This window comes from Pseudomonas sp. MWU12-2345 (genome assembly GCF_023242385.1).
Classification (GTDB): domain Bacteria; phylum Pseudomonadota; class Gammaproteobacteria; order Pseudomonadales; family Pseudomonadaceae; genus Aquipseudomonas; species Aquipseudomonas gingeri_D.
In genome coordinates, this window is the sequence record NZ_JALLJA010000002.1 from 200,293 (window position 1) to 225,790 (window position 25,498).

The following is a 25,498-nucleotide window of genomic DNA, read 5'->3' on the forward strand; positions in this document are numbered from 1 at the left end:
TATTGATAGCGGCTTTAACCACATCACCGTACTGCTTGACGAAGCCGTCGAGGCTCTCGCCGTACGCCCTGATGGCTGCTATCTGGATGGCACCTTCGGCCGTGGCGGGCATAGCCGGCTGATCCTCAGCAAGCTCGGGCCGGGTGGCCGACTCCTCGGATTCGACAAGGATCCTCAGGCGATTGCCACCGGGCAAGCGCTAGCGGCCGAAGACGGCCGCTTTGTCGTTGTGCAGCGCAGCTTTGCCGAGCTCGGTTCGGAAATCGTCGAGCGTGACATGGCTGGCAAGGTCAACGGCATCCTGCTGGACCTTGGCGTGTCTTCGCCGCAGCTCGACGACCCGGAGCGTGGCTTCAGTTTCATGAACGACGGTCCGCTGGATATGCGCATGGACCCGTCCCGTGGCATCAGTGCGGCTGAGTTCATCGCCACCGCACCGGCTGAAGAAATTGCCCGGGTGTTCAAGGAATACGGCGAAGAACGTTTCTCCGGCCGTATGGCCCGGGCCGTGGTCGAGCGTCGTGTGATCAAACCCTTCGAGCGCACCGCCGACCTGGCCGAAGTGCTGAAGGTGGCCAACCCGGCCTGGGAAAAGGGCAAGAATCCGGCGACCCGCGCGTTCCAGGGCCTGCGCATCCACGTCAACAACGAACTGGGCGACCTGGAAACCGGCCTCGAAGCGGCGCTCGACGCCCTGGAAGTCGGTGGTCGCCTGGTGGTCATCAGCTTCCACTCGCTGGAAGACCGTATCGTCAAACTGTTCATGCGCCGCCTGGTCAAGGGCGAAAGCGACAACCTGCCGCGTAACCTGCCGGTCCGCCACCAGGCTTTCGAGCCGCGGATCAAAGTGCATGGCAAGGCCCGGTTTGCCTCCGAAGCCGAGCTCAAGGCCAACCCGCGTGCGCGCAGCGCCGTCATGCGTGTCGCGGAGAAGTTGCGGTGAGCAAGCTCTACGCCAAGCCACTTCCCGGCGGAAGCTTTTTCATGTTTCTGCTGTTTGTCGCCGTGCTGGTTTCCGCCATCGGCGTGGCCTACAGCGCGCACTGGAACCGTCAACTGCTCAACTCGCTGTACAACGAGCTGAGCGTGCGTGACAAGGCCCAGGCCGAATGGGGTCGCCTGATTCTCGAGCAGAGCACCTGGACCGCCCACAGCCGGATCGAAACCCTGGCCACCGAACAACTGAAGATGCGCATCCCCAGCCCATCCGAAGTCAGGATGGTGGCGCCATGATGAAACTCGAAGGCGCGCTCTATCCCTGGCGCTTCCGCGTGGTCCTCGGCGCGTTGGCGATCATGGTCGGCTATATCAGTTGGAAGATCGTCGACCTGCAGGTGATCGACCGGGCGTTCCTGATCGGCCAGGGCGATGCGCGCAGCATGCGGCATATCCCGATTCCGGCGCACCGTGGCCTGATCACCGATCGCAATGGCGAGCCCCTGGCCGTCAGTACCCCGGTGACCACGCTGTGGGCCAACGCCAAGGAAATGCAACTGGCCAAGGATCGCTGGCCGGCGTTGGCGATGGCGCTCGGGCAGGACCCGAAGCTGCTGACCGAGCGCCTGGAACAGCAGGCCAATAAAGAATTCATCTACCTGGTCCGTGGCCTGACCCCGGAGCAGGGCCAGTCCGTGCTCGACCTCAAGGTTCCCGGCGTCTACGGCATCGAGGAGTTCCGGCGGTTCTACCCGGCCGGTGAAGTGGCGGCCCATATGGTCGGCTTTACCGACATCGACGACCACGGTCGCGAAGGGGTGGAGCTGGCCTACGACGAGTGGCTGGCCGGGGTGCCCGGCAAGCGACAGGTGATCAAGGACCGGCGCGGCCGGCTGATCAAGGATGTCCAGGTGACCAAAAACGCCAAGGCCGGCAAGCCCTTGGCGTTGTCCATTGACCTGCGCCTGCAATACCTGGCCAACCGCGAGCTGCGCAACGCCCTGGTGGAAAACGGCGCCAAGGCCGGCAGCCTGGTGATCATGGACGTGAAGACCGGCGAGATCCTCGCCATGGTCAACCAGCCGACCTACAACCCCAACAACCGGCGCAACCTGCAACCGGCGATGATGCGCAACCGCGCGATGATCGACGTGTTCGAGCCGGGTTCGACCATGAAGCCGATCTCCATGAGCGCGGCCCTGGAAACCGGCCGCTGGAAGCCCAGCGATACGGTCGAGGTCTACCCCGGTACCCTGCAGTTGGGCAAGTACACCATTCGTGACGTGTCCAAGACCGAAGGCCCGGTACTCGACCTGACCGGCATCCTGATCAACTCCAGTAACGTCGGCATGAGCAAGGTCGCCTTCGATATCGGCGGCGAAGCGATTTTCCGCGTGATGCAGAAAGTCGGCCTGGGCCAGGACACCGGCCTTGGCTTCCCCGGCGAGCGGGTCGGCAACCTGCCGAACTACCGCGAGTGGCGCAAGGCCGAGACCGCGACCCTGTCCTACGGCTACGGCCTGTCGGTGACCGCGATCCAGCTGGTGCACGCCTTCTCGGCCCTGGCCAACAACGGCAAGATCGTGCCGCTGACCTTGATCAAGACCGACAAGGCTCCCGAGGGTACCCAGGTTATCCCGGAAAATGTCGCCAAGACCATGCAAGGTATGTTGCAACAAGTGATCGAGGCGCCGCGGGGTGTCTGGCGCGCGAAAGTGCCGGCCTATCACGTGGCCGGCAAGTCCGGTACGGCGCGCAAGACCTCGGTCGGCACCAAGGGTTATGAAGAAAACGCCTACCGCTCGCTGTTCGCCGGTTTCGGCCCGATGAGCGATCCGCGCTACGCCATCGTGGTGGTGATCGACGAACCGAGCAAGGCTGGTTACTTCGGTGGCCTGGTCTCGGCACCGGTCTTCAGCAAAGTCATGTCCGGCACCCTGCGCCTGATGAACGTCATCCCCGACGACTTGCCGACAACGCCCCAACAGCAGGCCGTTGTCGCGCCTGCCCCGGTAAAAGGAGGGCGTGGTTAATGTCCCTGAGCTTGAACAAGATTTTTGCCCACGCCGGTCGCGATCTGCTGATTCGCGAATTGGCCCTCGACAGCCGTAAAGTCCGCGCCGGCGACCTGTTCTTGGCGATACCGGGCGGCAAGGTCGACGGTCGCAACCATATTGCCGACGCCTTGCAGCGTGGCGCGGCGGCGGTGGCCTATGAAGTCGAAGGCGCCACCGTGCTGCCGATCACCGATGTGCCGCTGATCCCGGTCAAGGGCCTGGCGGCGCAACTGTCCGATATCGCCGGGCGTTTCTACGGTGATCCGAGTCGCCACCTGAACCTGGTGGGCGTGACCGGAACCAACGGCAAGACCAGTGTCAGCCAGTTGATTGCCCAGGCCCTCGATTTGCTGGGCCAGCATTGCGGCATTCTTGGCACCCTGGGTACGGGCTTTTACGGCGCGCTGCAGAGCGGCATGCTGACGACGCCGGACCCGATTGCCGTGCAGGCGAGCCTGGCCGACTTGAAGAAAGCCGGGGCCAAGGCCGTTGCCATGGAAGTGTCTTCCCACGGCTTGCATCAGGGCCGGGTGACCGCGCTGGCATTCGATGTGGCCGTGCTGACCAACCTGTCCCGCGATCACCTGGATTATCACGGCACCATGCAAGCCTACGGTGCGGCCAAGGCCAAGTTGTTCGGCTGGGCCGACCTGAGCTGCCGGGTCATCAATATCGACGATGAGTTCGGTCGCCAGTTGGCGGCGGAAAAGCATGAGTCGCGTTTGCTGACCTATAGCCAGGAAGATCCGAGCGCCTACCTCTATTGTCGCGATGCGCAATTCAGCGACGAAGGTGTGCGCGCCACGTTGGTGACGCCGCAAGGCGAGCATCACTTGCGCGGTGCGCTGCTCGGACGCTTCAACCTGAGCAATCTGCTGGCGGCGGTCGGCGCCTTGCTGGGCCTGGATTACCCGCTGGACGAGATCCTGCGCGTACTGCCGCAGCTCGAAGGTCCGGCCGGTCGCATGCAACGCCTGGGCGGTGGTGCCCGGCCACTGGTGGTGGTCGACTACGCCCACACCCCGGATGCCCTGGAAAAAGTCCTGCTGGCCCTGCGTCCTCACGCCAAGGGTCAATTGCTCTGCCTGTTCGGCTGCGGTGGCGACCGTGATCGCGGCAAGCGCCCGCTGATGGCGGAAGTGGTCGAGCGTCTGGCCGATGTGGCGCTGGTCACCGATGACAACCCACGTACTGAAGACCCTTCGCGGATCTTCGACGATATCCGTGCCGGCTTCGTGGCCACGGACAAGGTCCGTTTTGTCGCCGGTCGCGGTCTGGCCATCGCCGAACTGATTGCCGGCGCCTCGGCCGACGATGTGATTGTCCTGGCCGGTAAAGGTCATGAGGACTATCAGGAAATCAACGGCCAGCGCCATGCCTTCTCCGACCTGGTCGAAGCCACCAAGGCCCTGGATGCCTGGGAGGTCGCCCATGCTTGAGGCGATGAAACTCAGCGAAGTGGCGAAGGCCTTGTCGGCACGCCTGTTGACGGCCGATGCCAGTTTCAATGGCGTGAGCATCGACAGCCGGGCGATTCAGCCTGGCCAGTTGTTTGTCGCGCTGACCGGACCGCGTTTCGACGGTCATGATTATCTCGACGATGTCGCCGCCAAAGGCGCCGTCGCGGCGCTGGTCGAGCGTGAAGTGGTCGGCAGCAAGCTGCCGCAGTTGCTGGTCGCCGACTGCCGTCTGGCCCTGGGTCAGCTGGGCGCGCTGAACCGCGCCGCCTTTACCCAGCCGGTGGCGGCCATTACCGGCTCCAGCGGCAAGACCACGGTCAAGGAGCTGCTCGCGAGCATCCTGCGCACCCGTGGCCTGGTCCTGGCCACTCGCGGCAACCTGAACAACGAACTGGGCGTGCCACTGACCCTGCTCGAGCTGGCCCCGGAACACAGTGCGGCGGTCATCGAGCTGGGGGCTTCGCGCCTCGGTGAAATTGCCTATACCGTCGCCATGACCAAGCCCCATGTGGCCATCTTGAACAATGCCGGAACCGCCCATGTCGGCGAGTTCGGTGGTCCCGAGAAAATCGTCGAGGCCAAGGGCGAGATCATTGAAGGGCTGCAAGCCGATGGCGTGGCCGTCCTCAACCTGGACGACAAGGCTTTCGCTATCTGGCAAGCCCGTGCCGCCGGTCGAAAAGTCCTGAGCTTTGCCCTGGAAAACACCGCCGCCGATTTCCATGGCGCACAGATTTCCCGTGATCCACGGGGCTGCCCGGGTTTCGATTTGCACAGTCCCCTGGGCAGTGCCCGGGTGCAACTGAACCTGCTGGGCACCCACAACGTGGCCAATGCCCTGGCCGCCGCCGCCGCCGCCCATGCCCTCGGCGTTTCCCTGCCGGGCATCGTTGCCGGGCTGGAAGCGGTACAACCGGTCAAGGGGCGCGCGGTGGCGCAATTAGCAATCAATGGCATTCGCGTCATTGACGACACCTACAACGCCAACCCTGCCTCAATCGCGGCCGCCGTTGATATACTCGCCGGCTTTTCCGGCCGCACCGTTCTGGTGCTCGGAGATATCGGCGAGTTGGGCGAGTGGGCGGAGCAAGGACATCGTGAAGTAGGCGCTTATGCCGCCGACAAGGTTTCAGCGCTGTATGCGGTGGGACCGATGATGGTTCATGCCGTCAACGCCTTTGGCCCGCACGCCCGTCATTTCGCCACCCAGGCCGATCTGATCGCGGCGCTGGGCGCCGAGCAAGACACGGACACCACCATTTTGATCAAGGGTTCGCGCAGCGCTGCGATGGAAAACATCGTGGCGGCTTTGTGTGGGCCCGCTTCTGACGAACACAAGGGAGAGAAGCATTAATGCTGCTGCTGCTAGCGGAGTACCTGCAACAGTTCTACAAAGGCTTTGCGGTCTTTCAGTACCTGACCCTGCGCGGGATTCTCGGGGTACTGACTGCGCTGTCTCTGTCGCTGTTTCTCGGCCCATGGATGATTCGGACCCTTCAAAATCGGCAGATCGGTCAGCCGATTCGCGATGACGGTCCAAAAACTCAACTCTCCAAGTCGGGTACGCCGACCATGGGCGGGGTGTTGATCTTGTCCTCCATTGGTATCAGCACCCTGCTGTGGGCTGACCTGCATAACCGCTATGTCTGGGTAGTCCTTCTGGTGACCCTGCTGTTCGGTGCTATCGGCTGGGTCGACGATTACCGCAAGGTGATCGAGAAGAACTCCCGTGGTCTTCCGAGTCGCTGGAAATATTTCTGGCAATCGGTGTTCGGCCTGGGTGCAGCGATCTTCCTGTTCATGACCGCGCAAAGCCCGGTCGAGACCACCTTGCTGATACCGATGCTCAAGGATGTCAGCATTCCCCTGGGTGCAGGCTTCATGGTGCTGACCTACCTGGTCATCGTCGGTTCGAGCAACGCGGTCAACCTGACCGACGGCCTCGACGGCCTGGCGATCATGCCGACGGTGATGGTCGGTGGCGCGCTGGGGATCTTCTGCTACCTGTCGGGTAACGTGAAGTTCGCCGAATACCTGCTGATTCCCTATGTCCCGGGCGCGGGCGAGCTGATTGTGTTCTGCGGCGCGCTGATCGGTGCCGGCCTGGGTTTCCTCTGGTTCAACACCTACCCGGCCCAGGTTTTCATGGGCGACGTTGGCGCACTGGCGCTGGGCGCGGCCCTGGGCACCATTGCGGTGATCGTCCGCCAGGAAATCGTCCTGTTCATCATGGGCGGTGTGTTCGTGATGGAAACCCTGTCGGTGGTGATCCAGGTCGCTTCCTTCAAATTGACTGGCCGCCGTGTGTTCCGCATGGCGCCGATTCACCACCACTTTGAACTCAAGGGTTGGCCCGAACCACGGGTGATCGTCCGTTTCTGGATTATCACCGTGATCCTGGTGCTGGTCGGCCTTGCCACCCTGAAGCTGAGGTAGAACACGTGTCACTGATCGCTTCTGACCACTTCCGCATCGTTGTCGGCCTCGGCAAGAGCGGCATGTCCCTGGTTCGCTTCCTGGCGAACCGGGGCATTGCCTTTGCCGTGGCCGATACGCGGGAAAATCCACCGGAGCTGGCCACGCTGCGCCGTGACTATCCGCAGGTGGAAGTGCGTTGTGGCGAGCTGGACGTCGAATTCCTCTGCCGTGCCGACGAGCTCTACGTGAGCCCCGGCCTGGCCCTGGCGACTCCGGCCCTGCAAGCGGCGGCCGCCCGTGGCGTGAAATTGTCCGGCGATATTGAGCTGTTCGCGCGTCACGCGAAGGCGCCGATCGTCGCCATCAGCGGTTCCAATGCGAAAAGCACCGTCACCACCCTGGTCGGCGAAATGGCGGCCGCGGCCGGCAAGCGCGTCGCCGTCGGCGGCAACCTCGGCACCCCGGCGCTGGACTTGCTCAGCGACGACGTCGAGCTGTACGTGATGGAACTGTCGAGCTTCCAGCTGGAAACCACCGACCACCTCGGTGCCGAAGTGGCCACCGTGCTGAATGTCAGCGAAGACCATATGGACCGCTACAGTGGCCTGCCGGCCTATCACCTGGCCAAGCACCGGATCTTCCGTGGCGCCAGGCAGGTGGTGGTCAACCGTCAGGACGCCTTGTCCCGGCCGCTGATGAGCGAAGGCCTGCCGTGCTGGACCTTTGGCCTCGGCAAACCGGACTTCAAGGCTTTCGGCCTGCGCGAAGAGAATGGCGAGAAGTACCTGGCCTTCGAATTCCAGAACCTGATGCCAGTAAGCGAACTGCGGATTCGCGGCGCCCACAACCAGGCCAATGCCCTGGCGGCCCTGGCCCTGGGCCATGCGGTCGGGCTGCCGTTCGACGCCATGCTCTCGAGCCTGCGGACCTTCGCCGGCCTCGAGCATCGCTGCCAGTGGGTCCGTGAGTTGAACGGCGTGAACTACTACAACGACTCCAAGGCCACCAACGTCGGTGCGGCCCTGGCCGCCATCGAAGGCCTGGGGGCCGATATTGCCGGCAAGCTGGTACTGATTGCCGGTGGCGACGGCAAGGGCGCGGACTTCAGCGGCCTGCGCGGCCCGGTTGCGAGCCACTGCCGTGCGGTGGTCCTGCTCGGCCGCGATGCTGAACTCCTGGCCCAGGCCCTGGGCGACGCCGTACCGCTGATTCGCGTGCAGAGCTTGAACGAGGCCGTACAGCGCTGTGCCGAGCTGGCCGAGCCGGGTGATGCGGTGTTGCTGTCGCCGGCCTGCGCCAGTTTCGACATGTTCAAGAACTACGAAGAACGCGGGCGCCTGTTCGCCCAGGCCGTGGAGGGGTTGGTATGAATTTCAACATTATCAAACCCTATCCGTCGCCGATCATCAGCGGGCGTGGCGTCGATATTGACTTTCCGATGCTGGCCGGCGCCCTGGGGCTGCTGGGACTGGGCCTGGTCATGATCACCTCGGCGTCCTCGGAAGTCGCCGCCGTGCAGTCGGGCAACGCGCTGTACCACATGATTCGCCATCTGATCTACATGGTCATCGGCCTGGGTGCCTGCATTGCCACCATGATGGTGCCGATCGCCACCTGGCAGCGCATGGGCTTCATGATGCTGGTGGGTGCTTTCGGCTTGCTGGTCATGGTGCTGCTACCGGGCATCGGCCGCGAGGTGAACGGTTCGATGCGCTGGATCGGCTTCAGCTTCTTTAACGTGCAGCCCTCGGAAATCGCCAAGGTCTTCGTGGTGATCTACCTCGCCGGTTACCTGGTGCGGCGACAGAAGGAAGTCCGCGAAAGCTGGATGGGCTTCTTCAAGCCCTTCATCGTCTTGCTGCCGATGGCCGGCCTGCTGCTGATGGAACCGGACTTCGGTGCCACCGTGGTGATGATGGGCGCGGCGGCGGCGATGCTGTTCCTCGGCGGGGTCGGGCTGTTGCGCTTCGGCTTGATGGTCATGCTCGCGGTGGTGGCGGTGGTGGTACTGATCAAGGCGCAACCCTACCGGATGGCGCGTTTGACCACCTTTACCGACCCCTGGGCCGACCAGTTCGGTTCCGGCTACCAGCTGACCCAGGCACTGATCGCCTTCGGTCGTGGTGAATGGCTGGGCGTGGGCCTGGGCAACAGCGTGCAGAAACAGTTCTACCTGCCTGAAGCGCACACCGACTTCGTGTTCTCCGTACTGGCTGAAGAGCTGGGTGCGGTGGGTTCGCTGCTCACGGTCGCGCTGTTTGTTTTCGTCAGTGTGCGGGCCATGTACATCGGCCTGTGGGCGGAAAAGGCCAAGCAGTTCTTTGCTGCCTATATGGCCTACGGCCTGGCCTTTCTGTGGATCGGTCAATTCCTGATCAATATCGGCGTGAACGTCGGCCTGCTGCCGACCAAGGGCCTGACCCTGCCGTTCCTCAGTTACGGCGGTAGTTCGTTGGTGATTTGCTGTGCCCAGCTCGGCTTGTTGCTGCGTATCGAGTGGGAGAGTCGAACCCATCTGGGCAGTGAAGAGATGGAGTTCGATGAAAGTGACTTCGCCGAGGAGTCACCCCATGGCCGATAAAGTGCTGATCATGGCCGGTGGCACCGGCGGACACGTGTTCCCGGCGCTGGCCTGCGCGCGGGAGTTCCAGGCGCGCGGCTACGAGGTGCACTGGTTGGGCACGCCGCGGGGTATCGAGAACGAACTGGTGCCGGGCGCCGGGTTGCCGCTGCACCTGATCCAGGTCACGGGCCTGCGGGGCAAGGGCAAGCTGTCGCTGCTCAAGGCGCCGTTCGTCCTGCTCAAGGCGGTGTGGCAGGCACGCAAGGTCATGCGGGAACTGAAGCCGGTCTGTGTGCTGGGCTTTGGCGGTTATGTGACCGGCCCCGGCGGTGTTGCCGCGCGGATGGCCGGTATTCCGGTGATCGTTCATGAACAGAACGCCGTGGCGGGTACCGCCAATCGGCTGCTGGTGCCCTTGGCGACCCGGGTCTGCGAAGCTTTCCCGAATACCTTCGGCGCTTCGGACAAACGTCGGACCACCGGTAACCCGGTGCGCACCGAACTGTTCCTGGAAACCCCGCGCCAGGACCTCGCCGGACGCCGCGCGCGCCTGCTGATCCTGGGCGGCAGCCTGGGTGCCGAGCCGTTGAACAAGCTGTTGCCCGAAGCCCTGGCGCAAGTGCCGGCCGAATACCGTCCGGAAGTGTTTCACCAGGCCGGGCGCAATCACGACGAAATCACCGCCGAACGCTACCAGGCGGTCGGCGTCGAGGCGCAAGTGGCGCCGTTTATCAAAGACATGGCCCAAGCCTATGGCTGGGCCGACCTGGTGGTCTGCCGTGCCGGCGCCTTGACCGTCAGTGAACTGGCCGCCGCCGGTCTGCCCTCGTTGCTGGTGCCCTTGCCCCATGCGATCGACGATCACCAGACCCGCAATGCCGAATATCTGGCCGGGGAGGGCGCTGCCTTCCTGCTGCCGCAAAGAACGACTGGCGCCGCCGACCTGGCGGCTCGCCTGACAGAGGTTTTGATGCAACCGGAACGACTGAACAGCATGGCGCGCACTGCCCGCCGCCTGGCCAAGCCAGATGCCACCCGCACCGTGGTCGAGATCTGCCTGGAGGTGGCCCATGGTTGAGAATCAGAAAGCCATGCCGCAACCGGAAATGCGCCGTATCCGTCGTATCCACTTCGTCGGGATCGGCGGCGTGGGCATGTGCGGGATTGCCGAAGTGTTGTTGAACCTGGGCTATGAAGTGTCCGGTTCCGACCTGAAGACCTCGCCGGTGACCGAGCGCCTGGAGTCCTTCGGCGCCCACATCTTTATCGGCCACCGCGCCGAGAACGCCGCCGACGCCGATGTGCTGGTGGTCTCGAGTGCCGTGAACAAGTCCAACCCGGAAGTGGCCACCGCCCTGGAGCGACGCATTCCGGTGGTGCCGCGCGCCGAGATGCTGGCCGAGCTGATGCGCTATCGCCACGGCATCGCCGTCGCCGGTACCCACGGCAAGACCACTACCACCAGCCTGATCGCCTCGGTGTTCGCCGCCGGTGGCCTCGATCCGACCTTTGTCATCGGTGGCCGACTGAATGCCGCGGGCACCAATGCCCAGCTCGGCACCAGCCGCTACCTGATCGCCGAAGCCGATGAAAGCGACGCCAGCTTCCTGCACCTGCAGCCGCTGGTCGCCGTGGTCACCAACATCGACGCCGACCATATGGACACCTATGAAGGCGACTTCAACAAGCTGAAGAAGACCTTCGTCGAGTTCCTCCACAACCTGCCGTTCTACGGTCTGGCCGTGGTCTGCCTGGACGATCCGGTGGTGCGCGAGATCCTTCCGCAGATCGCCCGTCCGACCGTGACCTACGGTGTCCACGAAGACGCCGACGTGCGTGCGATCAATATTCGCCAGGCCGGCATGCAGACCCACTTCACCGTGCTGCGTCGCGACCGCGAGCCGCTGAACGTGTCGGTGAACATGCCGGGCAACCACAACGTGCTCAACTCCCTGGCCACCATCGCCATCGCCAGCGACGAGGGCATCAGCGATGAAGCCATCGTCCAGGGGCTGTCGGGCTTCCAGGGCGTCGGTCGACGCTTCCAGGTCTACGGCGAACTGCCGGTGGACGGCGGCAGCGTGATGCTGGTGGACGACTACGGTCACCACCCGACCGAAGTCGCGGCGGTGATCAAGGCTGTCCGCGGTGGCTGGCCGGAGCGCCGCCTGGTGATGGTCTATCAGCCGCACCGCTACACCCGCACCCGCGACCTGTACGACGATTTCGTCCAGGTGCTGGCCGACGCCAATGTTCTGCTTTTGATGGAAGTCTATCCGGCCGGGGAGGAAGCGATTCCGGGCGCGGACAGCCGCCAGCTGTGCCGCAGCATTCGCCAGCGCGGCCAGCTCGACCCGATCTATATCGAGCGTGGTGTCGAACTGGCACCGCTGGTCAAGCCGTTGCTGCTGCCCGGTGACATCCTGCTTTGCCAGGGTGCCGGCGATATCGGTGGCCTTGCCCCGCAATTGCTCAAGAGCCCGCTGTTCGCCGTTGCCGTAGCCAGCCAGGAGAAGTCGAAATGACCGCTGCCTACGCCAACCTGTTCTCGACCGTCGAGCCGAAAGCCTTCGGCCGCGTCGCCGTCTTGTTCGGCGGCAAGAGCGCCGAGCGCGAGGTCTCGCTGAAGTCCGGCAACGCGGTGCTTGAGGCGCTGCAAAGCGCCGGTGTCGACGCCTTCGGTATCGATGTGGGCGACGATTTCCTGCAACGCCTGCTCAATGAAAAGATCGACCGCGCCTTTATCATTCTGCACGGTCGCGGCGGTGAAGACGGCAGCATGCAAGGCCTGCTCGAATGCCTGGGGATTCCCTACACCGGCAGCGGCATCCTCGCCTCGGCGCTGGCCATGGACAAGCTGCGGACCAAGCAGGTCTGGCACAGCCTGGGCATCCCGACACCGCGTCACGCCATGTTGAGCTCCGCGGCCGACTGTATTTCAGCCGGCGCGGAACTGGGTTTCCCTTTGATCGTCAAACCTGCTCATGAAGGCTCCAGTATTGGGATGGCCAAAGTGACCTGCGCCGACGATCTGATCGCCGCCTGGAAAGCCGCCGCCGCCTACGATTCGCAAGTATTGGTTGAACAGTGGATTCAAGGTCCGGAGTTCACCATCGCCACCCTGCGCGACCAGATCCTGCCGCCGATTGCCCTCGGCACCCCGCATTCGTTCTACGACTACGACGCCAAGTACCTGGCTTCCGATACCCAGTATCGGATTCCCTGCGGCCTCGATAGCACCAAGGAAAAGGAACTGATGGACCTCACGGCCAAGGCCTGCGAGGCGCTCGGTATCGCCGGTTGGGGCCGGGCCGACGTGATGCAGGACGCCGACGGGCAGTTCTGGTTCCTGGAAGTCAACACCGCGCCGGGCATGACCGACCACAGTCTGGTCCCCATGGCCGCGCGGGCCGCCGGCCTGGATTTCCAGCAGTTGGTGCTGGCGATCCTGGCGGCAAGCATCGAGGTACGAGGTTAAGACCATGCACGGCGCATCGATTCGTCATCAGTCACCCGCCCCCGGCCGTAACAAGCCGGTGCCGCGGGGTGCCAGCCGGATGGTGGCTAAAGAGCCGATGTCGGTGCGCCTGCCGAAAGCCAACTTCAGCATTTTCAAGCGCCTGATGTGGCCGGTGCTGCTGGTGGCCCTGGGTTTCGGTACCTACGAAGGTGCCCAGCGCCTGTTGCCCTATGCCGATCGGCCGATCAGCAAGATCAACGTGCAGGGCGACCTGAGCTACATCAGCCAGCAGGCGGTGCAGCAGCGGATCGCGCCGTACGTCGCGTCGAGCTTCTTCACCATCGACCTGGCGAGCATGCGCACCGAGTTGGAAACCATGCCGTGGATCGCCCATGCCGAGGTCCGGCGTGTGTGGCCGGACCAGGTGGTGATCCGCCTGGAAGAGCAATTGCCGGTGGCCCGCTGGGGCGACGGGGCGTTGTTGAACAACCAGGGCCAGGCGTTCGCGCCACGGGAACTGGCGAACTACGAGCATCTGCCGCAGTTGTTCGGTCCCCAACGGGCCCAGCAACAGGTGATGCAGCAGTATCAGGTGTTGAGTCAGATGCTGCGCCCGTTGGGTTTCTCGATTGTCCGGCTGGAACTGCGTGAACGCGGCAGCTGGTTCCTGACCACCGGCGCGGGCAGCGCGGGGCCGGGGATCGAGTTGTTGTTGGGTCGCGATCATCTGGTCGAGAAGATGCGCCGTTTTATTGCCATTTATGAAAAAACGCTGAAAGAACAGATTACGAACATTGCCAGCATCGATCTGCGTTATTCCAACGGCCTGGCCGTCGGATGGCGGGAACCTGTGGCACCCGTGACGGCCAAACCCGCCGTTGCGAAGAATTAAGAAGAGGCAGGACCATGGCAAACGTGCAAAGCGGCAAAATGATCGTCGGACTGGATATCGGTACCTCCAAGGTGGTGGCACTGGTGGGCGAGGTCGCGGCCGATGGCACGCTGGAAATCGTCGGTATCGGTACCCATCCTTCTCGCGGCCTGAAGAAGGGCGTGGTGGTGAATATCGAGTCCACCGTGCAGTCGATCCAGCGTGCGGTGGAAGAAGCGCAACTGATGGCCGGTTGCCGGATCCACTCGGCGTTCGTCGGCGTGGCGGGCAATCACATCCGCAGCCTGAACTCCCATGGGATTGTCGCGATCCGCGACCGTGAAGTCAGCGCGGCGGATCTCGAGCGTGTGCTCGATGCGGCCCAGGCCGTGGCGATTCCGGCGGACCAGCGGGTCCTGCACACCCTGCCGCAGGACTACGTGATCGACAACCAGGAAGGCGTTCGCGAACCCCTGGGCATGTCCGGCGTACGTCTGGAAGCCAAGGTCCACGTGGTCACCTGCGCGGTGAACGCGGCACAGAACATCGAGAAGTGCGTGCGTCGCTGCGGTCTGGAAATCGACGACATCATTCTTGAGCAACTGGCTTCGGCCTACTCGGTGCTGACCGACGACGAGAAAGAACTGGGCGTGTGCCTGGTGGATATCGGCGGCGGCACCACCGACATCGCGATCTTCACCGAAGGCGCGATCCGCCACACCGCGGTGATCCCGATTGCCGGTGATCAGGTGACCAACGACATCGCCATGGCGTTGCGCACCCCGACCCAGTACGCCGAAGAGATCAAGATCCGCTACGCCTGTGCCCTGGCGAAACTGGCCGGTGCCGGTGAAACCATCAAGGTGCCGAGCGTCGGCGACCGTCCGCCACGCGAGCTGTCGCGCCAGGCCCTGGCCGAAGTGGTCGAGCCGCGCTACGACGAACTGTTCACCCTGATCCAGGCCGAACTGCGTCGCAGCGGCTACGAGGACCTGATTCCGGCCGGCATCGTGCTGACCGGTGGTACCTCGAAAATGGAAGGCGCGGTCGAACTGGCCGAAGAGATTTTCCACATGCCGGTGCGCCTGGGCGTGCCGCATAGCGTCAAAGGGCTGTCGGACGTGGTCCGCAACCCGATCTATTCAACTGGGGTAGGGCTGTTGCTGTACGGGCTGCAAAAGCAGTCGGACGGCATTTCCCTGTCCGGCTACAACGGCGGCAACAGAAACGACTATCGCGATGAAGAACAGAAAGCACCTGTGCTGGAGCGCTTGAAGCGCTGGGTTCAGGGCAACTTTTAAAGTTTCAAAGCAGTAGAAGTAGGCGAAAAAACTAGAGAATGAAAGGAGAGGGAACATGTTCGAACTCGTAGACAACGTCCCACAAAGTCCGGTAATCAAGGTTATCGGCGTAGGCGGTGGCGGCGGCAACGCCGTTAACCATATGGTCAAGAGCAACATTGAAGGCGTCGAGTTCATCTGCGCCAACACCGATGCCCAGGCCCTGAAAAACATTGGCGCGCGGACTATCCTGCAACTGGGTACCGGCGTGACCAAGGGCCTGGGTGCCGGCGCCAATCCGGAAGTCGGTCGTCAGGCCGCTCTGGAAGATCGCGAGCGCATCGCCGAAGTGCTGCAGGGCACCAACATGGTGTTCATCACCACCGGCATGGGTGGCGGTACCGGTACCGGTGCGGCCCCGATCATTGCCGAAGTGGCGAAGGAAATGGGTATCCTCACCGTTGCGGTGGTGACCCGTCCGTTCCCGTTCGAAGGCCGAAAGCGCATGCAGATCGCCGATGAAGGCATCCGCGCGCTGAGCGAAAGCGTCGACTCGTTGATCACCATTCCCAACGAGAAGCTGCTGACCATCCTGGGTAAGGACGCTAGCCTGCTGTCGGCTTTCGCCAAGGCTGACGATGTACTCGCCGGTGCCGTTCGCGGTATCTCCGACATCATCAAGCGTCCGGGCATGATCAACGTCGACTTCGCCGACGTGCGTACCGTGATGAGCGAAATGGGCATGGCGATGATGGGCACTGGTTGCGCCAGCGGTCCCAACCGTGCACGTGAAGCCACCGAAGCGGCGATTCGCAACCCGCTGCTCGAAGACGTCAACCTGCAAGGCGCGCGCGGCATCCTGGTGAACATCACCGCCGGTCCTGACCTGTCCCTGGGTGAGTACTCCGACGTGGGTAGCATCATCGAAGCCTTCGCCTCCGAGCACGCCATGGTCAAGGTCGGTACCGTTATCGATCCGGACATGCGCGACGAGCTGCACGTGACCGTGGTTGCCACCGGCCTGGGTGCGCGTATCGAGAAGCCTGTGAAGGTCATCGACAATACGCTGCAGACCAGCCAATCGGCTGCCGCCCAGACGCAAGCACCTTCGCGTCAGGAACTGCCGTCGGTGAACTACCGTGACCTGGATCGTCCGACCGTCATGCGCAACCAGGCCCAGGCCGGTGCTGCGACTGCCGCGAAGATGAACCCGCAGGATGACCTGGACTATCTGGATATCCCGGCTTTCCTGCGTCGCCAGGCCGATTGATGGAATGTATCAGGAGTATTAGGGTGATTGGTGTTCAGCAAAGGCCTGGTCTGCTATTATCGCCAGCCTTTGTTGATACCTGTTCGCAATTTGCGCTGAAGCGGCCCATGCCATGATTAAACAACGCACCCTGAAAAATATTATCCGTGCTACAGGTGTCGGCCTGCACTCCGGCGAGAAGGTCTACCTGACCCTCAAGCCCGCGCCTGTGGACACCGGTATCGTGTTTTGTCGTGCCGACCTCGACCCTGTGGTGCAGATTCCTGCTCGCGCGGAAAACGTTGGTGAAACCACGATGTCGACCACGTTGGTCAACGGTGACGTCAAGGTGGACACGGTTGAGCACTTGCTCTCGGCCATGGCCGGCCTGGGCATCGATAACGCCTACGTCGAGCTCTCCGCGTCCGAAGTCCCGATCATGGATGGTAGCGCTGGACCCTTCGTATTCCTGATTCAATCTGCCGGCCTGGAAGAACAGGACGCAGCCAAGAAGTTCATCCGCATCCTTCGTGAAGTTTCAGTGGAAGACGGCGACAAGCGCGCCACTTTCGTGCCTTTCGAAGGTTTCAAGGTGAGCTTTGAGATCGATTTCGATCACCCGGTGTTCCGTGACCGCATCCAGAGTGCCAGCGTGGATTTTTCCAGCACTTCGTTCGTAAAAGAAGTCAGCCGCGCCCGGACCTTTGGTTTCATGAGTGATATCGAGTACCTGCGCAAGCACAACCTCGCACTCGGCGGTAGCGTGGAAAACGCCATCGTGGTCGATTCGGATGGTGTACTGAACGAAGACGGCCTTCGTTACGAAGACGAATTCGTCAAACACAAGATCCTCGACGCTATCGGTGACCTCTACCTGCTGGGCAATAGCCTGATTGGTGAGTTCAAAGGCTTCAAGTCCGGTCACGCCCTGAACAACCAGCTTCTGCGTAAGCTCATCGAGCAGAAAGATGCCTGGGAAGTGGTGACCTTCGAAGACGCCAGCACCGCGCCGATCTCTTACATGCGTCCCGTTGCGGCCGTGTAACGACTCTCTCCTTTTGTTGTATTTGAAAGCCGCCCTCGGGCGGCTTTTTTTATATCCCTTCCCTTGTCGAAGCGAGCTTGCTCCGGGCGGCGTTCCGGCGAGGGTAGTCCAGACACCGCGGGGTATCAGATGCCGCGTGTTATCGTTGACGTCCATCGCGAGCAAGCTCGCTCCTACAGGGGGCGCTTACAACCGGTCGAGGCTGGCATGCACCGCACGATCGCGGCCTTCGTGCTTGGCCTGGTACAGCGCCTGGTCGGCTTTGCGCAGCAACTGCTCCACGCTGCCGTCGCTGGGCGGCGAGGCGGTGCTGGCGCCGATGCTGACGGTGATCGCCCGATGGTCGCCCTTGAAGGGCGCCAGTGCGGCCATGGCCGTGCGGATCTTTTGCGCCAGGTTCATTGCCCCCTGCTCATCGGTTTCCGGCAGCACCACGGCAAACTCTTCGCCGCCATAACGCGCCGCCATGTCGCCAGGACGCCGAATGTTGTCACTGATCACCTGGGCCAGCCGCCGCAAGGCCTCGTCGCCGACCGGGTGACCGTGGCGGTCGTTGAAGGCCTTGAAGTGATCAGCATCGATCATCAGTACCGACAGCGGTTTGCCGGAACGCTGTGCCCGCGCCCATTCGGTCGCCAGGCCCTGGTCCAGCGCCCGGCGATTGGCCAGGCCGGTCAGCGAGTCGGTGGCGGCCAGCTGCGCCAGCTCCTGCTCGGCGCGCTGGCGTCGGCGCAGCTCCCGGGCCAGCAGCCAACTGAGCCAGAGCAGGCCGATACAGAGCACGCCCGTGGCCAGGCCGACCAGGCGGGTCGTGCGTTTCCAGGCGCCATAGACTTCATCGGCGGACTGGGACACCACCACGATCAGCGGTAGCGTGCCGACCTGGGAAAAGGTATAGAGCCGCTCGCTGCCATCGATCCCCGAGGTGGTGCTGAAGCTGCCGTTGCCTTGTTTCAGGATCCGGATGAAGTTGGGGTAGTTGCTGAAGTCCTGGCCGGTCAGCTCGTCGGGCAGCGGCGTTTGTCGAGACAGCAGGGTGCCGTCGGTGCTGACCAGGCTGATGGAACCGCCTTTGCCGACGCTCAGGTTCATGAACAGCTCATCGACGTAACTCAGGCGCATGCCGGCGGCGGCCACTCCCAGGAACTCACCGTCCGCGGAGGTCATCCTGCGGCTGAAACTGATCAGCCAGGGATACGGGGCCCGGCGGGACTTGAACGGGTGGCTGATCATCAGGCTCGGGTCCGGGTCGCCCTCGTGGGACTGGAAATACTCACGATCGGAAAAGTTCTCGGCCCTGGGGATGACCGACTGGGAGTCGGCGACCACATTGCCCAGTCGGTCCAGCAGCAGGATATCGCTTTTGTGCGAGGTGCTCGAGGCGCGGTCGAACAGGGCGAGATGACGGACTTCGGGAGCGACCGTGCGCAGATCCTGGCGCTGCGAGGCCTGGATCAGCCCCTGTAATGCGAGGTCATAGAGCTCGATGTTGCGCGATACATCGGCGTCGATCAGTTGCACGATATTGTTCGCCGAGCGCGCGGCGGCCTCGGTGGCGCTGCCGCGCTCGCGGATCAGCAGGAAGGTCACGATGGCAAGCATGGCGATCACCGTCATTCCGCTGACCAGCATCAGCAGGGTTTGCGGCTTGACGGAATTTGCCGGGGCGTGAGGAATGGTCGCACTCTCGATTGCATCGGTTTATTGGCGCATGTATACGGCCCACGCAAGAAAAAGGCCAGTCTCTTGAGACTGGCCTTTGCCGTTCTGTCCCTGGAGTGCTTCAGGCTGGCAGGTAGAGGCCGAAGGTATTGATCCCGTCGCGGCTGCGCACGAACACATCACCGCCATGCATCAGGGCGATGGCCTTGACGATTGCCAGGCCCAGTCCGTGGTTGGCGCCGCTGTTGCTGCGGGAGGCGTCGACCCGGTAGAAACGTTCGAAGAGCCGCGAAAGATGCTCGGCGGCAATCGCTTCGCCGGGGTTGGATACGCCAATGGCGACCCGCTCGCCCTCGCGTTCGATGCGTACCACGATCACCTGGCCCGGCACTGTGTGCTGCACCGCATTGCTCAGCAGGTTGATCAGCGCCCGGCGCAGGTGGGCGATTTCGATCTGTACCTGGGCATCGCCGCTGACCCGTACCTGGACCTGGGCGTCTTCGAGAATGAAGTCCAGGTAGTCCAGGGTGGTCGCCACCTCGCCGGCCAGCGAGGTGCTGATCAGCTTGGTGGCCTTGCTGCCCTGGTCGGCGCTGGCCAGGAACAGCATGTCGTTGATGATCGAGCGCAGGCGTTCCAGCTCTTCGAGGTTCGATTGCAGGACCTCGAAATAATGCTCGGCCGAACGTCCGCGGGTCAGGGCCACCTGGGTCTGGCCGATCAGGTTGGTCAGCGGCGAGCGCAACTCATGGGCGACGTCGGCGTTGAACGACTCCAGGCGCGAATAGGCATGCTCGACGCGTTCCAGGGTCGAGTTGAAGGAGTTGACGAACTGGCTGAGCTCCGGCGGCAGCGGTGACAACTGCAGGCGCCCGGACAGCCGTGGCGGGGCCAGCTTCTGCGCCTCCTCGGACAGCTTGATCAAGGGTTTCAGGCCGATCCGCGTCACCCAGTAACCCAGCACGGACGCCAGGGCGATGCCGGCGATGGCCAAGCCGATCAGGGCGATCAGCAGGTGGTGTTGGGTCTGTCGGAAGGTTTCGGTGTCGATGGCGATCAGGAACTTCAACGGTGGGCGAGGCCCCTTGGCCGGCAGGGCGTTGACCAGCACCTTGAAGGGGTAGGCGTGTCCCGGCAAGCGCAGGTCGCGCATGCCCGCGGGGCCTTCGGCGAAGGCACGAACCAGGCCGTCGGGGGTGCCGTACTCGTAGTTGCTATCGCCGCTGACCACCCAGAAACGAATGCGCTTGTCCTCTTCGCCCAATTGCTTGAGCTTGGCGCTGACCTTGGCCCAGTGCTCCAGGGTGCTGTCGCGATTGAGTGAGGACAGCAGCACGCTGGAGCGTGCCTCCAACTCGGCTTCCGGCAGCAGGCCGAGGCCCTCGCCGACCTGCTGGTACAGGGCCCAGCCGATCAACAGGAACACCAGCAGCGCCACGCCGCTGAACAAGCCGCTCAGGCGCAGGGCAATGCTGTTAGTTGGCACTGCGGCTCTCCAGCACGTAGCCCATGCCGCGAATGGTGTGCAGCAGTTTCTGTTCGAACGGCCCGTCGAGCTTGGCTCGCAGGCGCTTGATCGCGACTTCGACGACGTTTGCGTCGCTGTCGAAATTGATGTCCCAGACCATCTCGGCAATGGCGGTCTTGGAGAGGATTTCGCCCTGGCGCCGGGCCAGCACGCTGAGCAGCGAGAACTCCTTGGCGGTCAGGTCCAGGCGTATGCCGGCGCGGCTGGCCTTGCGACTGATCAGATCGACCCAGAGATCGGCGACGCTGATCTGCACCGGCTCGTGGCCGCCGCCGCTGCGCCGGGTCAGGGCCTGCAGGCGGGCCACCAGTTCGAGAAAGGAAAAGGGTTTGCCCAGGTAGTCGTCGGCGCCCTCGCGCAGGCCGCGAACACGGTCTTCGACGCGCTCGCGGGCGGTGAGCATGATCACCGGGGTCTGCTTGCGCGCCCGCAGCGCCTTGAGCACACCGAAGCCATCCAGCTCCGGCAGCATCACGTCGAGGATGATCACTGCGTAGTCGCTTTCCAGCGCCAGGTGCAGGCCGCCGACGCCATCGCGGGCGAGGTCCACGGTGTAGCCCTGCTCGGTCAGGCCCCGGTGCAGGTAATCGGCGGTTTTTTCTTCGTCTTCGATAATCAGAACGCGCATGAACCCGCCTCAGAGTGTGATCGCCGGCGCGGGCGCCGGTGTCGGCCGATGGAAAAGCCGCTCAAGCCACAAGTATATGACGGGGGTGGTAAAGAGCGTCAGCGCCTGGCTCACCAGCAGGCCGCCGACCACGGCGATCCCCAGGGGCTGGCGCAATTCGGCGCCGGTACCGTGGCCGAGCATCAGCGGCAGGGCGCCGAGCAGGGCGGCCAGGGTGGTCATGATGATCGGCCGGAACCTCGTGATACAGGCCTTGTAGATCGCCTCCTCCGGCGACAGCCCGCTACGCTGGGCTTCCAGGGCGAAGTCGATCATCAGGATGCCGTTCTTCTTCACGATACCGATCAGCAATACCAGGCCGATCAGCGCCATGATCGAGAAGTCCTGGCCCAGCAGCCACAACATGATCAGGGCGCCGAGGCCGGCGGACGGCAGGGTGGAAATGATTGTCAGCGGGTGCACGAAACTTTCGTAGAGCACCCCGAGGATGATGTAGACCGCCACCAGCGCCGCGAGGATCAGCCACGGTTGGCTCGCCAGGGAACTCTGGAAGGCCTGGGCCGCGCCCTGGAAGTAACCGTTCACCGAGGCCGGCATGCCGATCTCGTTCTTCGCCTGGTTGAGTTGCAGCACCGCGTCACCCAGGGCCACGCCGGGGGCCAGGTTGAACGACAGGTTGGCGGCCGGGAACATGCCGTCGTGGGCGATGGACAACGGGCCGCTGGTGGGCACGTCGAAGCGCGCCAGGGCCGAGAGCGGGACCATCTCACCGGTCAGGGGCGAGCGCAGGTAGAAGTAGTTCAGGCTTTCGGCCTTGCCGCGCTGTGCGGCGTCCAGTTCGAGGATCACGTTGTACTGGTTGGTTTCGGTCTGGTACTCGTTGATCTGCCGCTGGCCGAAGGCGTCGTAGAGGGCTTCGTCGACATCGCTGGCGGTCAGGCCGAAACGCGCGGCGGCGCTGCGATCGATGTTGATATGGGTGACGCTGCCGCCCGTTTGCAGGTCGTTGGACAGGTCGCGAAACGCCGGGTTGGTGCGCAGTTTTTCCGTCAGGCGCTGGGTCCAGGTGTTCAGCGTATCGCCGTCATTGCTCTTGACCACGTACTGATACTGGGCCCGGCTCGGGCCGGAACTGAGGTTGATGTCCTGGCCCGCCCGCAGGTAGAGGACGATGCCGGGAATCTTCATCAGTTGCGGGCGAATCCGGTCGATAAATGCGCTGGCCGAGACATCCCGCTGGTCCTGGGGCTTGAGGGCGATCCAGAAGCGGCCGTTGGCGATGGTCTGGTTGCTGCCGGACACACCCACCGAATGCGAGAAGGCCTGCACCGCCGGGTCGGCCGCAACGATCTCGGCCAGGGCCTTGTGCTTGGCCACCATATCGGTGAAGGACACATCGGCGGCGGCCTCGGTGGTGCCGAGGACGAAGCCGGTGTCCTGGATCGGGAAGAAGCCCTTGGGAATGAACACGTAGCCGGCGATGGCCAGGCACAGGGTCACGCAGAACAGTCCGAACATGGTTCTCTGGTGCGCCAGGGCGCGCCGCAGGTTGCGCTCATAGACGGCCAGCAGGCGCTCGCCGAAGCCCGGCTTGGAATGTTCGTGATGCACCGGCGCGCGCATGAACAGCGCTGCCAGGGTCGGTGCCAAGGTCAGCGAGACCACCACCGAGATCAGGATGGTCGAGGTCGCGGTCAGGGCGAATTCCTTGAACAGCCGGCCGACCACGCCGCCCATGAACAGCAGCGGAATAAACGCGGCGATCAGCGAGAAGCTGATGGAGACCACGGTAAAGCCGATCTCCCCGGCGCCCTTGATCGCCGCTTCGCGCATGCCGTCGCCGGCCTCGAGGTGGCGGTGGATGTTTTCCACCACGACAATCGCATCGTCGACCACAAAGCCCACGGCGATGACGATCGCCACCAGGGTCAGGTTGTTCAGGCTGAAGCCCATCACGTACATCAGGGCAAAGCTGGCCACCAGGGACACGCCGAGCACCGAGGAAACGATCAGGGTCGCCGACAACTGGCGCAAGAACAACGCCATCACCGCCACCACCAGCAGGATGGCGATCAGCAGGGTCATTTCCACTTCATGCAGCGAGGCGCGGATGGTCTGGGTCCGGTCGATCAGCACCTTGACCTGCACCGAGGCCGGGAGCATGGCTTCGAGGCCCGGCAGGGCGGCCTGGATGCGGTCCACGGTTTCGACGATGTTGGCCCCCGGCTGACGGGAAATCACCAGGTTGACTCCTGGCTCGTCACCGGACCAGGCCTGCACGTAGGCGTCCTCGGAACCACGGATGACCCGGGCGACATCCTTGAGCTGGACCGGCGCGCCATTCTTGTAGGAGACGATCAACTGGTCGTATTCCTCCGGCTGGAACAACTGGTCGTTGGTCGACAGGGTGGAGATGCTCGACTTGCCGTACAGCGCGCCCTTGGCCAGGTTGAGGCTGGTCTGCTGGATCGCCTGGCGGATATCGGCCAGGGTCAGGCCGATGGCCGCCAGCTTGTCCGCCGAGGCCTGGACCCGGATGGCCGGGCGCTGTTGGCCGGTGATGTTGATCTGGCCGACGCCGTCGATCTGGCTGAGCTGGCGGGCCAGCAGGGTTTCGGCGTAGTCGCTGAGTTCGGTGCCGGGCATCTGGCTGGAGCTGACGCTGAGGATCAGCACCGGGCTGTCGGCCGGGTTGACCTTGCGCCAGGTCGGCAGGGTCGGCATGTCCTTGGGCAGCTTGCCCGAGGCGGTGTTGATCGCCGCCTGGACTTCCTGGGCGGCGGTGTCGATGCTTTTGCTGAGGGTGAACTGCAACGTCAGGGTGGTGGTGCCCAGGGCGCTGCTGGAGGTCATCTGGGTCATGCCGGGGATGGCGCTGAATTGCACCTCCAGCGGTGTCGCGACCGAGGACGCCATGGTTTGCGGGCTGGCGCCGGGGAGCTGGGCGGAGACCTGGATGGTCGGGAACTCGGCTTCCGGCAGCGGTGCCAGGGGCAGGCGCGGAAAGGCGATCGACCCGAGCAGCACCAGGGCGAAGGTCAGCAGGATGGTCGCCACCGGATGGTCGATGCACCAGGCTGAAACGCCGCGGCTTTCCTTGATCATGGCTTGGACTCCAGGGCGGCCTGGCGGTCAGCCATTTTCGGCTGGCCCTGCACTTCGATCCGCGAAGTCTGCTTGAGCCGCGACTGGCCGTCGCTGACCAGCACATCGCCGGCCTGCACACCGGTGATGATGTTCAGGTCGCTGTCCTGGTAGGCCATCTGCACCGGCACCACTTCCACGCCGCTGCCTTTGACCCGGTAGACGAAGTAGTTGTCCAGGCCGCGCTGGACCACCACGGGCGGCACCACCAGGGCGTTGTGTTCGAGGGCGGTCTGGATCTTGATGTTCACCAGTTGGCCCGGCCAGAGCTTCTGGCCCTTGTTGCTGAATTCGGCCTTGGCCTTGATGGTCCCGGTACCCGCCGCGACCTGGTTGTCGATCAGGGTCAGGTGGCCTTCGCCGAGCAGCAGGCCGCTATGCCCGTCGTCGCCGAGGAACGCCCGGACCGGCGCAGGTGGAGTGGTGCCGAGCAAGCCTTGCAGGGTCGGCAGCATTTGCTGGGGCAGGGAGAACTCCACGGCGATCGGGTCGATCTGGGTCACCGAGAACAGGCCCTGGGCATCGCTCATGCGCAGGAAGTTGCCTTCGTCCACGGCACGGATACCGACTCTGCCTGTGACCGGCGAGTGGATCTGGGTATAGGACAGTTGCACCTGCGCCGAGGCAATCGCCGCCTGGTTGCCTTGCGCGGTGGCTTTCAATTGATTGACCAGCGCTTGTTGCTGGTCATAGGTCTGCTTGGAAATGCCGTCATCGACCGTCAGCAACTTGTAGCGCTTGAGGTCGACTTCCGCCACCTGTAACTGCGCCTGGCTCTGTGCCAGTTGGGCCTTGGCCTGCGCCAGGCTGGCCTGGATCGAACGGTCGTCGAGGGTCGCCAGCAGGTCGCCTTCCTTGACCAGTTGCCCTTCCTTGACCAGCAGCTTGGTGAGGATGCCGTCGATCTGCGGGCGGATCACCACGCTGTGCAATGACAGTACCGAACCGATACCGCTGACATAACGCGGCACATCCTGCTGGATCACGCTGACCACGGTGACCGGCACAGCGGTATTGGCGCTGGGTTTGGCCTTGGGCGCTCGGGTCAGGGTCCAGGTCGCGGCAGCGGCCACGAGGACCACCAGGCCAAGGATCAACGCGGTTTTCTTCGGGATACGCATGCTGTCAGGACGCCGGAACAAAGGGATGGGAAGGTGAATGCTGGCAGAACAGTAGCTCCTTTATAACCCCCCAACC

The 25,498-nt window shown here is 63.4% G+C and carries 20 protein-coding genes; 15 read left to right on the forward strand and 5 right to left on the reverse strand.

Going from position 1 to position 25,498, the window contains the following annotated elements:
- Window position 1 precedes the first annotated feature (1 nt).
- The 15 genes from rsmH to lpxC all read left to right on the forward strand — a co-directional run bounded on the left by rsmH (window position 2) and on the right by lpxC (window position 17,339).
- Window positions 2–943 (forward strand): 16S rRNA (cytosine(1402)-N(4))-methyltransferase RsmH, encoded by a 942-nt coding sequence (rsmH, locus tag M5C71_RS07235; RefSeq protein ID WP_103494606.1) that lies wholly within the window; start codon window positions 2–4, stop codon window positions 941–943.
- Window positions 940–1,233 carry a cell division protein FtsL gene (gene ftsL / locus M5C71_RS07240; RefSeq protein ID WP_100941296.1) on the forward strand — a complete coding sequence of 98 codons (294 nt, stop codon included), beginning with the start codon at window positions 940–942 and terminating at the stop codon, window positions 1,231–1,233. The genes rsmH and ftsL overlap by 4 nt, the downstream gene beginning before the upstream one ends.
- Complete coding sequence (locus M5C71_RS07245; protein ID WP_177099622.1) at window positions 1,233–2,969, forward strand: penicillin-binding protein 2; 1,737 nt, start codon at window positions 1,233–1,235, stop codon at window positions 2,967–2,969. Before ftsL ends, M5C71_RS07245 begins: the two co-directional genes overlap by 1 nt.
- The gene (locus M5C71_RS07250) at window positions 2,969–4,432 is read left to right on the forward strand and encodes a UDP-N-acetylmuramoyl-L-alanyl-D-glutamate--2,6-diaminopimelate ligase (RefSeq protein ID WP_152741175.1); all 1,464 of its coding nucleotides are present in this window, start codon (window positions 2,969–2,971) and stop codon (window positions 4,430–4,432) included. The genes M5C71_RS07245 and M5C71_RS07250 overlap by 1 nt, the downstream gene beginning before the upstream one ends.
- On the forward strand, window positions 4,425–5,807 hold the full coding sequence (gene murF / locus M5C71_RS07255) for a UDP-N-acetylmuramoyl-tripeptide--D-alanyl-D-alanine ligase (RefSeq protein ID WP_248746370.1): 1,383 nt from the start codon (window positions 4,425–4,427) through the stop codon (window positions 5,805–5,807). Before M5C71_RS07250 ends, murF begins: the two co-directional genes overlap by 8 nt.
- Window positions 5,807–6,889 carry a phospho-N-acetylmuramoyl-pentapeptide-transferase gene (gene mraY / locus M5C71_RS07260; RefSeq protein ID WP_152741173.1) on the forward strand — a complete coding sequence of 361 codons (1,083 nt, stop codon included), beginning with the start codon at window positions 5,807–5,809 and terminating at the stop codon, window positions 6,887–6,889. The genes murF and mraY overlap by 1 nt, the downstream gene beginning before the upstream one ends.
- A gap of 5 nt (window positions 6,890–6,894) precedes the next feature.
- The gene (gene murD / locus M5C71_RS07265; protein WP_177099476.1) at window positions 6,895–8,241 is read left to right on the forward strand and encodes a UDP-N-acetylmuramoyl-L-alanine--D-glutamate ligase; all 1,347 of its coding nucleotides are present in this window, start codon (window positions 6,895–6,897) and stop codon (window positions 8,239–8,241) included.
- Window positions 8,238–9,452: a putative lipid II flippase FtsW gene (gene ftsW, locus M5C71_RS07270; RefSeq protein WP_152741172.1), complete on the forward strand. Its 1,215-nt coding sequence runs from the start codon at window positions 8,238–8,240 to the stop codon at window positions 9,450–9,452. Before murD ends, ftsW begins: the two co-directional genes overlap by 4 nt.
- Window positions 9,442–10,512 (forward strand): undecaprenyldiphospho-muramoylpentapeptide beta-N-acetylglucosaminyltransferase, encoded by a 1,071-nt coding sequence (gene murG, locus M5C71_RS07275; protein WP_248767539.1) that lies wholly within the window; start codon window positions 9,442–9,444, stop codon window positions 10,510–10,512. The genes ftsW and murG overlap by 11 nt, the downstream gene beginning before the upstream one ends.
- Window positions 10,505–11,959 carry a UDP-N-acetylmuramate--L-alanine ligase gene (gene murC, locus M5C71_RS07280; RefSeq protein ID WP_248746369.1) on the forward strand — a complete coding sequence of 485 codons (1,455 nt, stop codon included), beginning with the start codon at window positions 10,505–10,507 and terminating at the stop codon, window positions 11,957–11,959. Before murG ends, murC begins: the two co-directional genes overlap by 8 nt.
- Window positions 11,956–12,912 carry a D-alanine--D-alanine ligase gene (locus tag M5C71_RS07285; RefSeq protein ID WP_248767540.1) on the forward strand — a complete coding sequence of 319 codons (957 nt, stop codon included), beginning with the start codon at window positions 11,956–11,958 and terminating at the stop codon, window positions 12,910–12,912. Before murC ends, M5C71_RS07285 begins: the two co-directional genes overlap by 4 nt.
- A gap of 4 nt (window positions 12,913–12,916) precedes the next feature.
- A complete protein-coding gene (locus tag M5C71_RS07290) occupies window positions 12,917–13,786 on the forward strand; it encodes a cell division protein FtsQ/DivIB (RefSeq protein ID WP_152741171.1) in 870 nt (289 codons plus the stop codon).
- 14 nt (window positions 13,787–13,800) lie between these two features.
- Window positions 13,801–15,066 carry a cell division protein FtsA gene (ftsA, locus tag M5C71_RS07295; protein WP_100941307.1) on the forward strand — a complete coding sequence of 422 codons (1,266 nt, stop codon included), beginning with the start codon at window positions 13,801–13,803 and terminating at the stop codon, window positions 15,064–15,066.
- Window positions 15,067–15,121: 55 nt separating this feature from the next.
- On the forward strand, window positions 15,122–16,315 hold the full coding sequence (gene ftsZ / locus M5C71_RS07300) for a cell division protein FtsZ (RefSeq protein ID WP_103494534.1): 1,194 nt from the start codon (window positions 15,122–15,124) through the stop codon (window positions 16,313–16,315).
- 112 nt (window positions 16,316–16,427) lie between these two features.
- On the forward strand, window positions 16,428–17,339 hold the full coding sequence (gene lpxC, locus M5C71_RS07305) for a UDP-3-O-acyl-N-acetylglucosamine deacetylase (protein WP_100941309.1): 912 nt from the start codon (window positions 16,428–16,430) through the stop codon (window positions 17,337–17,339).
- Between the two features lie 186 nt (window positions 17,340–17,525).
- On the opposite strand, the gene M5C71_RS07310 is transcribed toward lpxC, so the two are convergent.
- The 5 genes from M5C71_RS07310 to M5C71_RS07330 form a co-directional block, all read right to left on the reverse strand.
- Window positions 17,526–18,971, reverse strand: a complete 1,446-nt coding sequence (locus M5C71_RS07310) for a sensor domain-containing diguanylate cyclase (RefSeq protein ID WP_152741170.1) — start codon at window positions 18,969–18,971, stop codon at window positions 17,526–17,528.
- A 151-nt stretch (window positions 18,972–19,122) separates the two neighbouring features.
- Window positions 19,123–20,487, reverse strand: a complete 1,365-nt coding sequence (locus tag M5C71_RS07315; RefSeq protein ID WP_103494537.1) for a heavy metal sensor histidine kinase — start codon at window positions 20,485–20,487, stop codon at window positions 19,123–19,125.
- Window positions 20,477–21,157: a heavy metal response regulator transcription factor gene (locus M5C71_RS07320; protein ID WP_248746367.1), complete on the reverse strand. Its 681-nt coding sequence runs from the start codon at window positions 21,155–21,157 to the stop codon at window positions 20,477–20,479. The genes M5C71_RS07315 and M5C71_RS07320 overlap by 11 nt, the downstream gene beginning before the upstream one ends.
- A 9-nt stretch (window positions 21,158–21,166) precedes the next feature.
- Window positions 21,167–24,262: a multidrug efflux RND transporter permease subunit gene (locus M5C71_RS07325; protein ID WP_248767541.1), complete on the reverse strand. Its 3,096-nt coding sequence runs from the start codon at window positions 24,260–24,262 to the stop codon at window positions 21,167–21,169.
- The gene (locus tag M5C71_RS07330; RefSeq protein ID WP_248767542.1) at window positions 24,259–25,422 is read right to left on the reverse strand and encodes an efflux RND transporter periplasmic adaptor subunit; all 1,164 of its coding nucleotides are present in this window, start codon (window positions 25,420–25,422) and stop codon (window positions 24,259–24,261) included. The genes M5C71_RS07325 and M5C71_RS07330 overlap by 4 nt, the downstream gene beginning before the upstream one ends.
- Window positions 25,423–25,498: the final 76 nt, after the last annotated feature.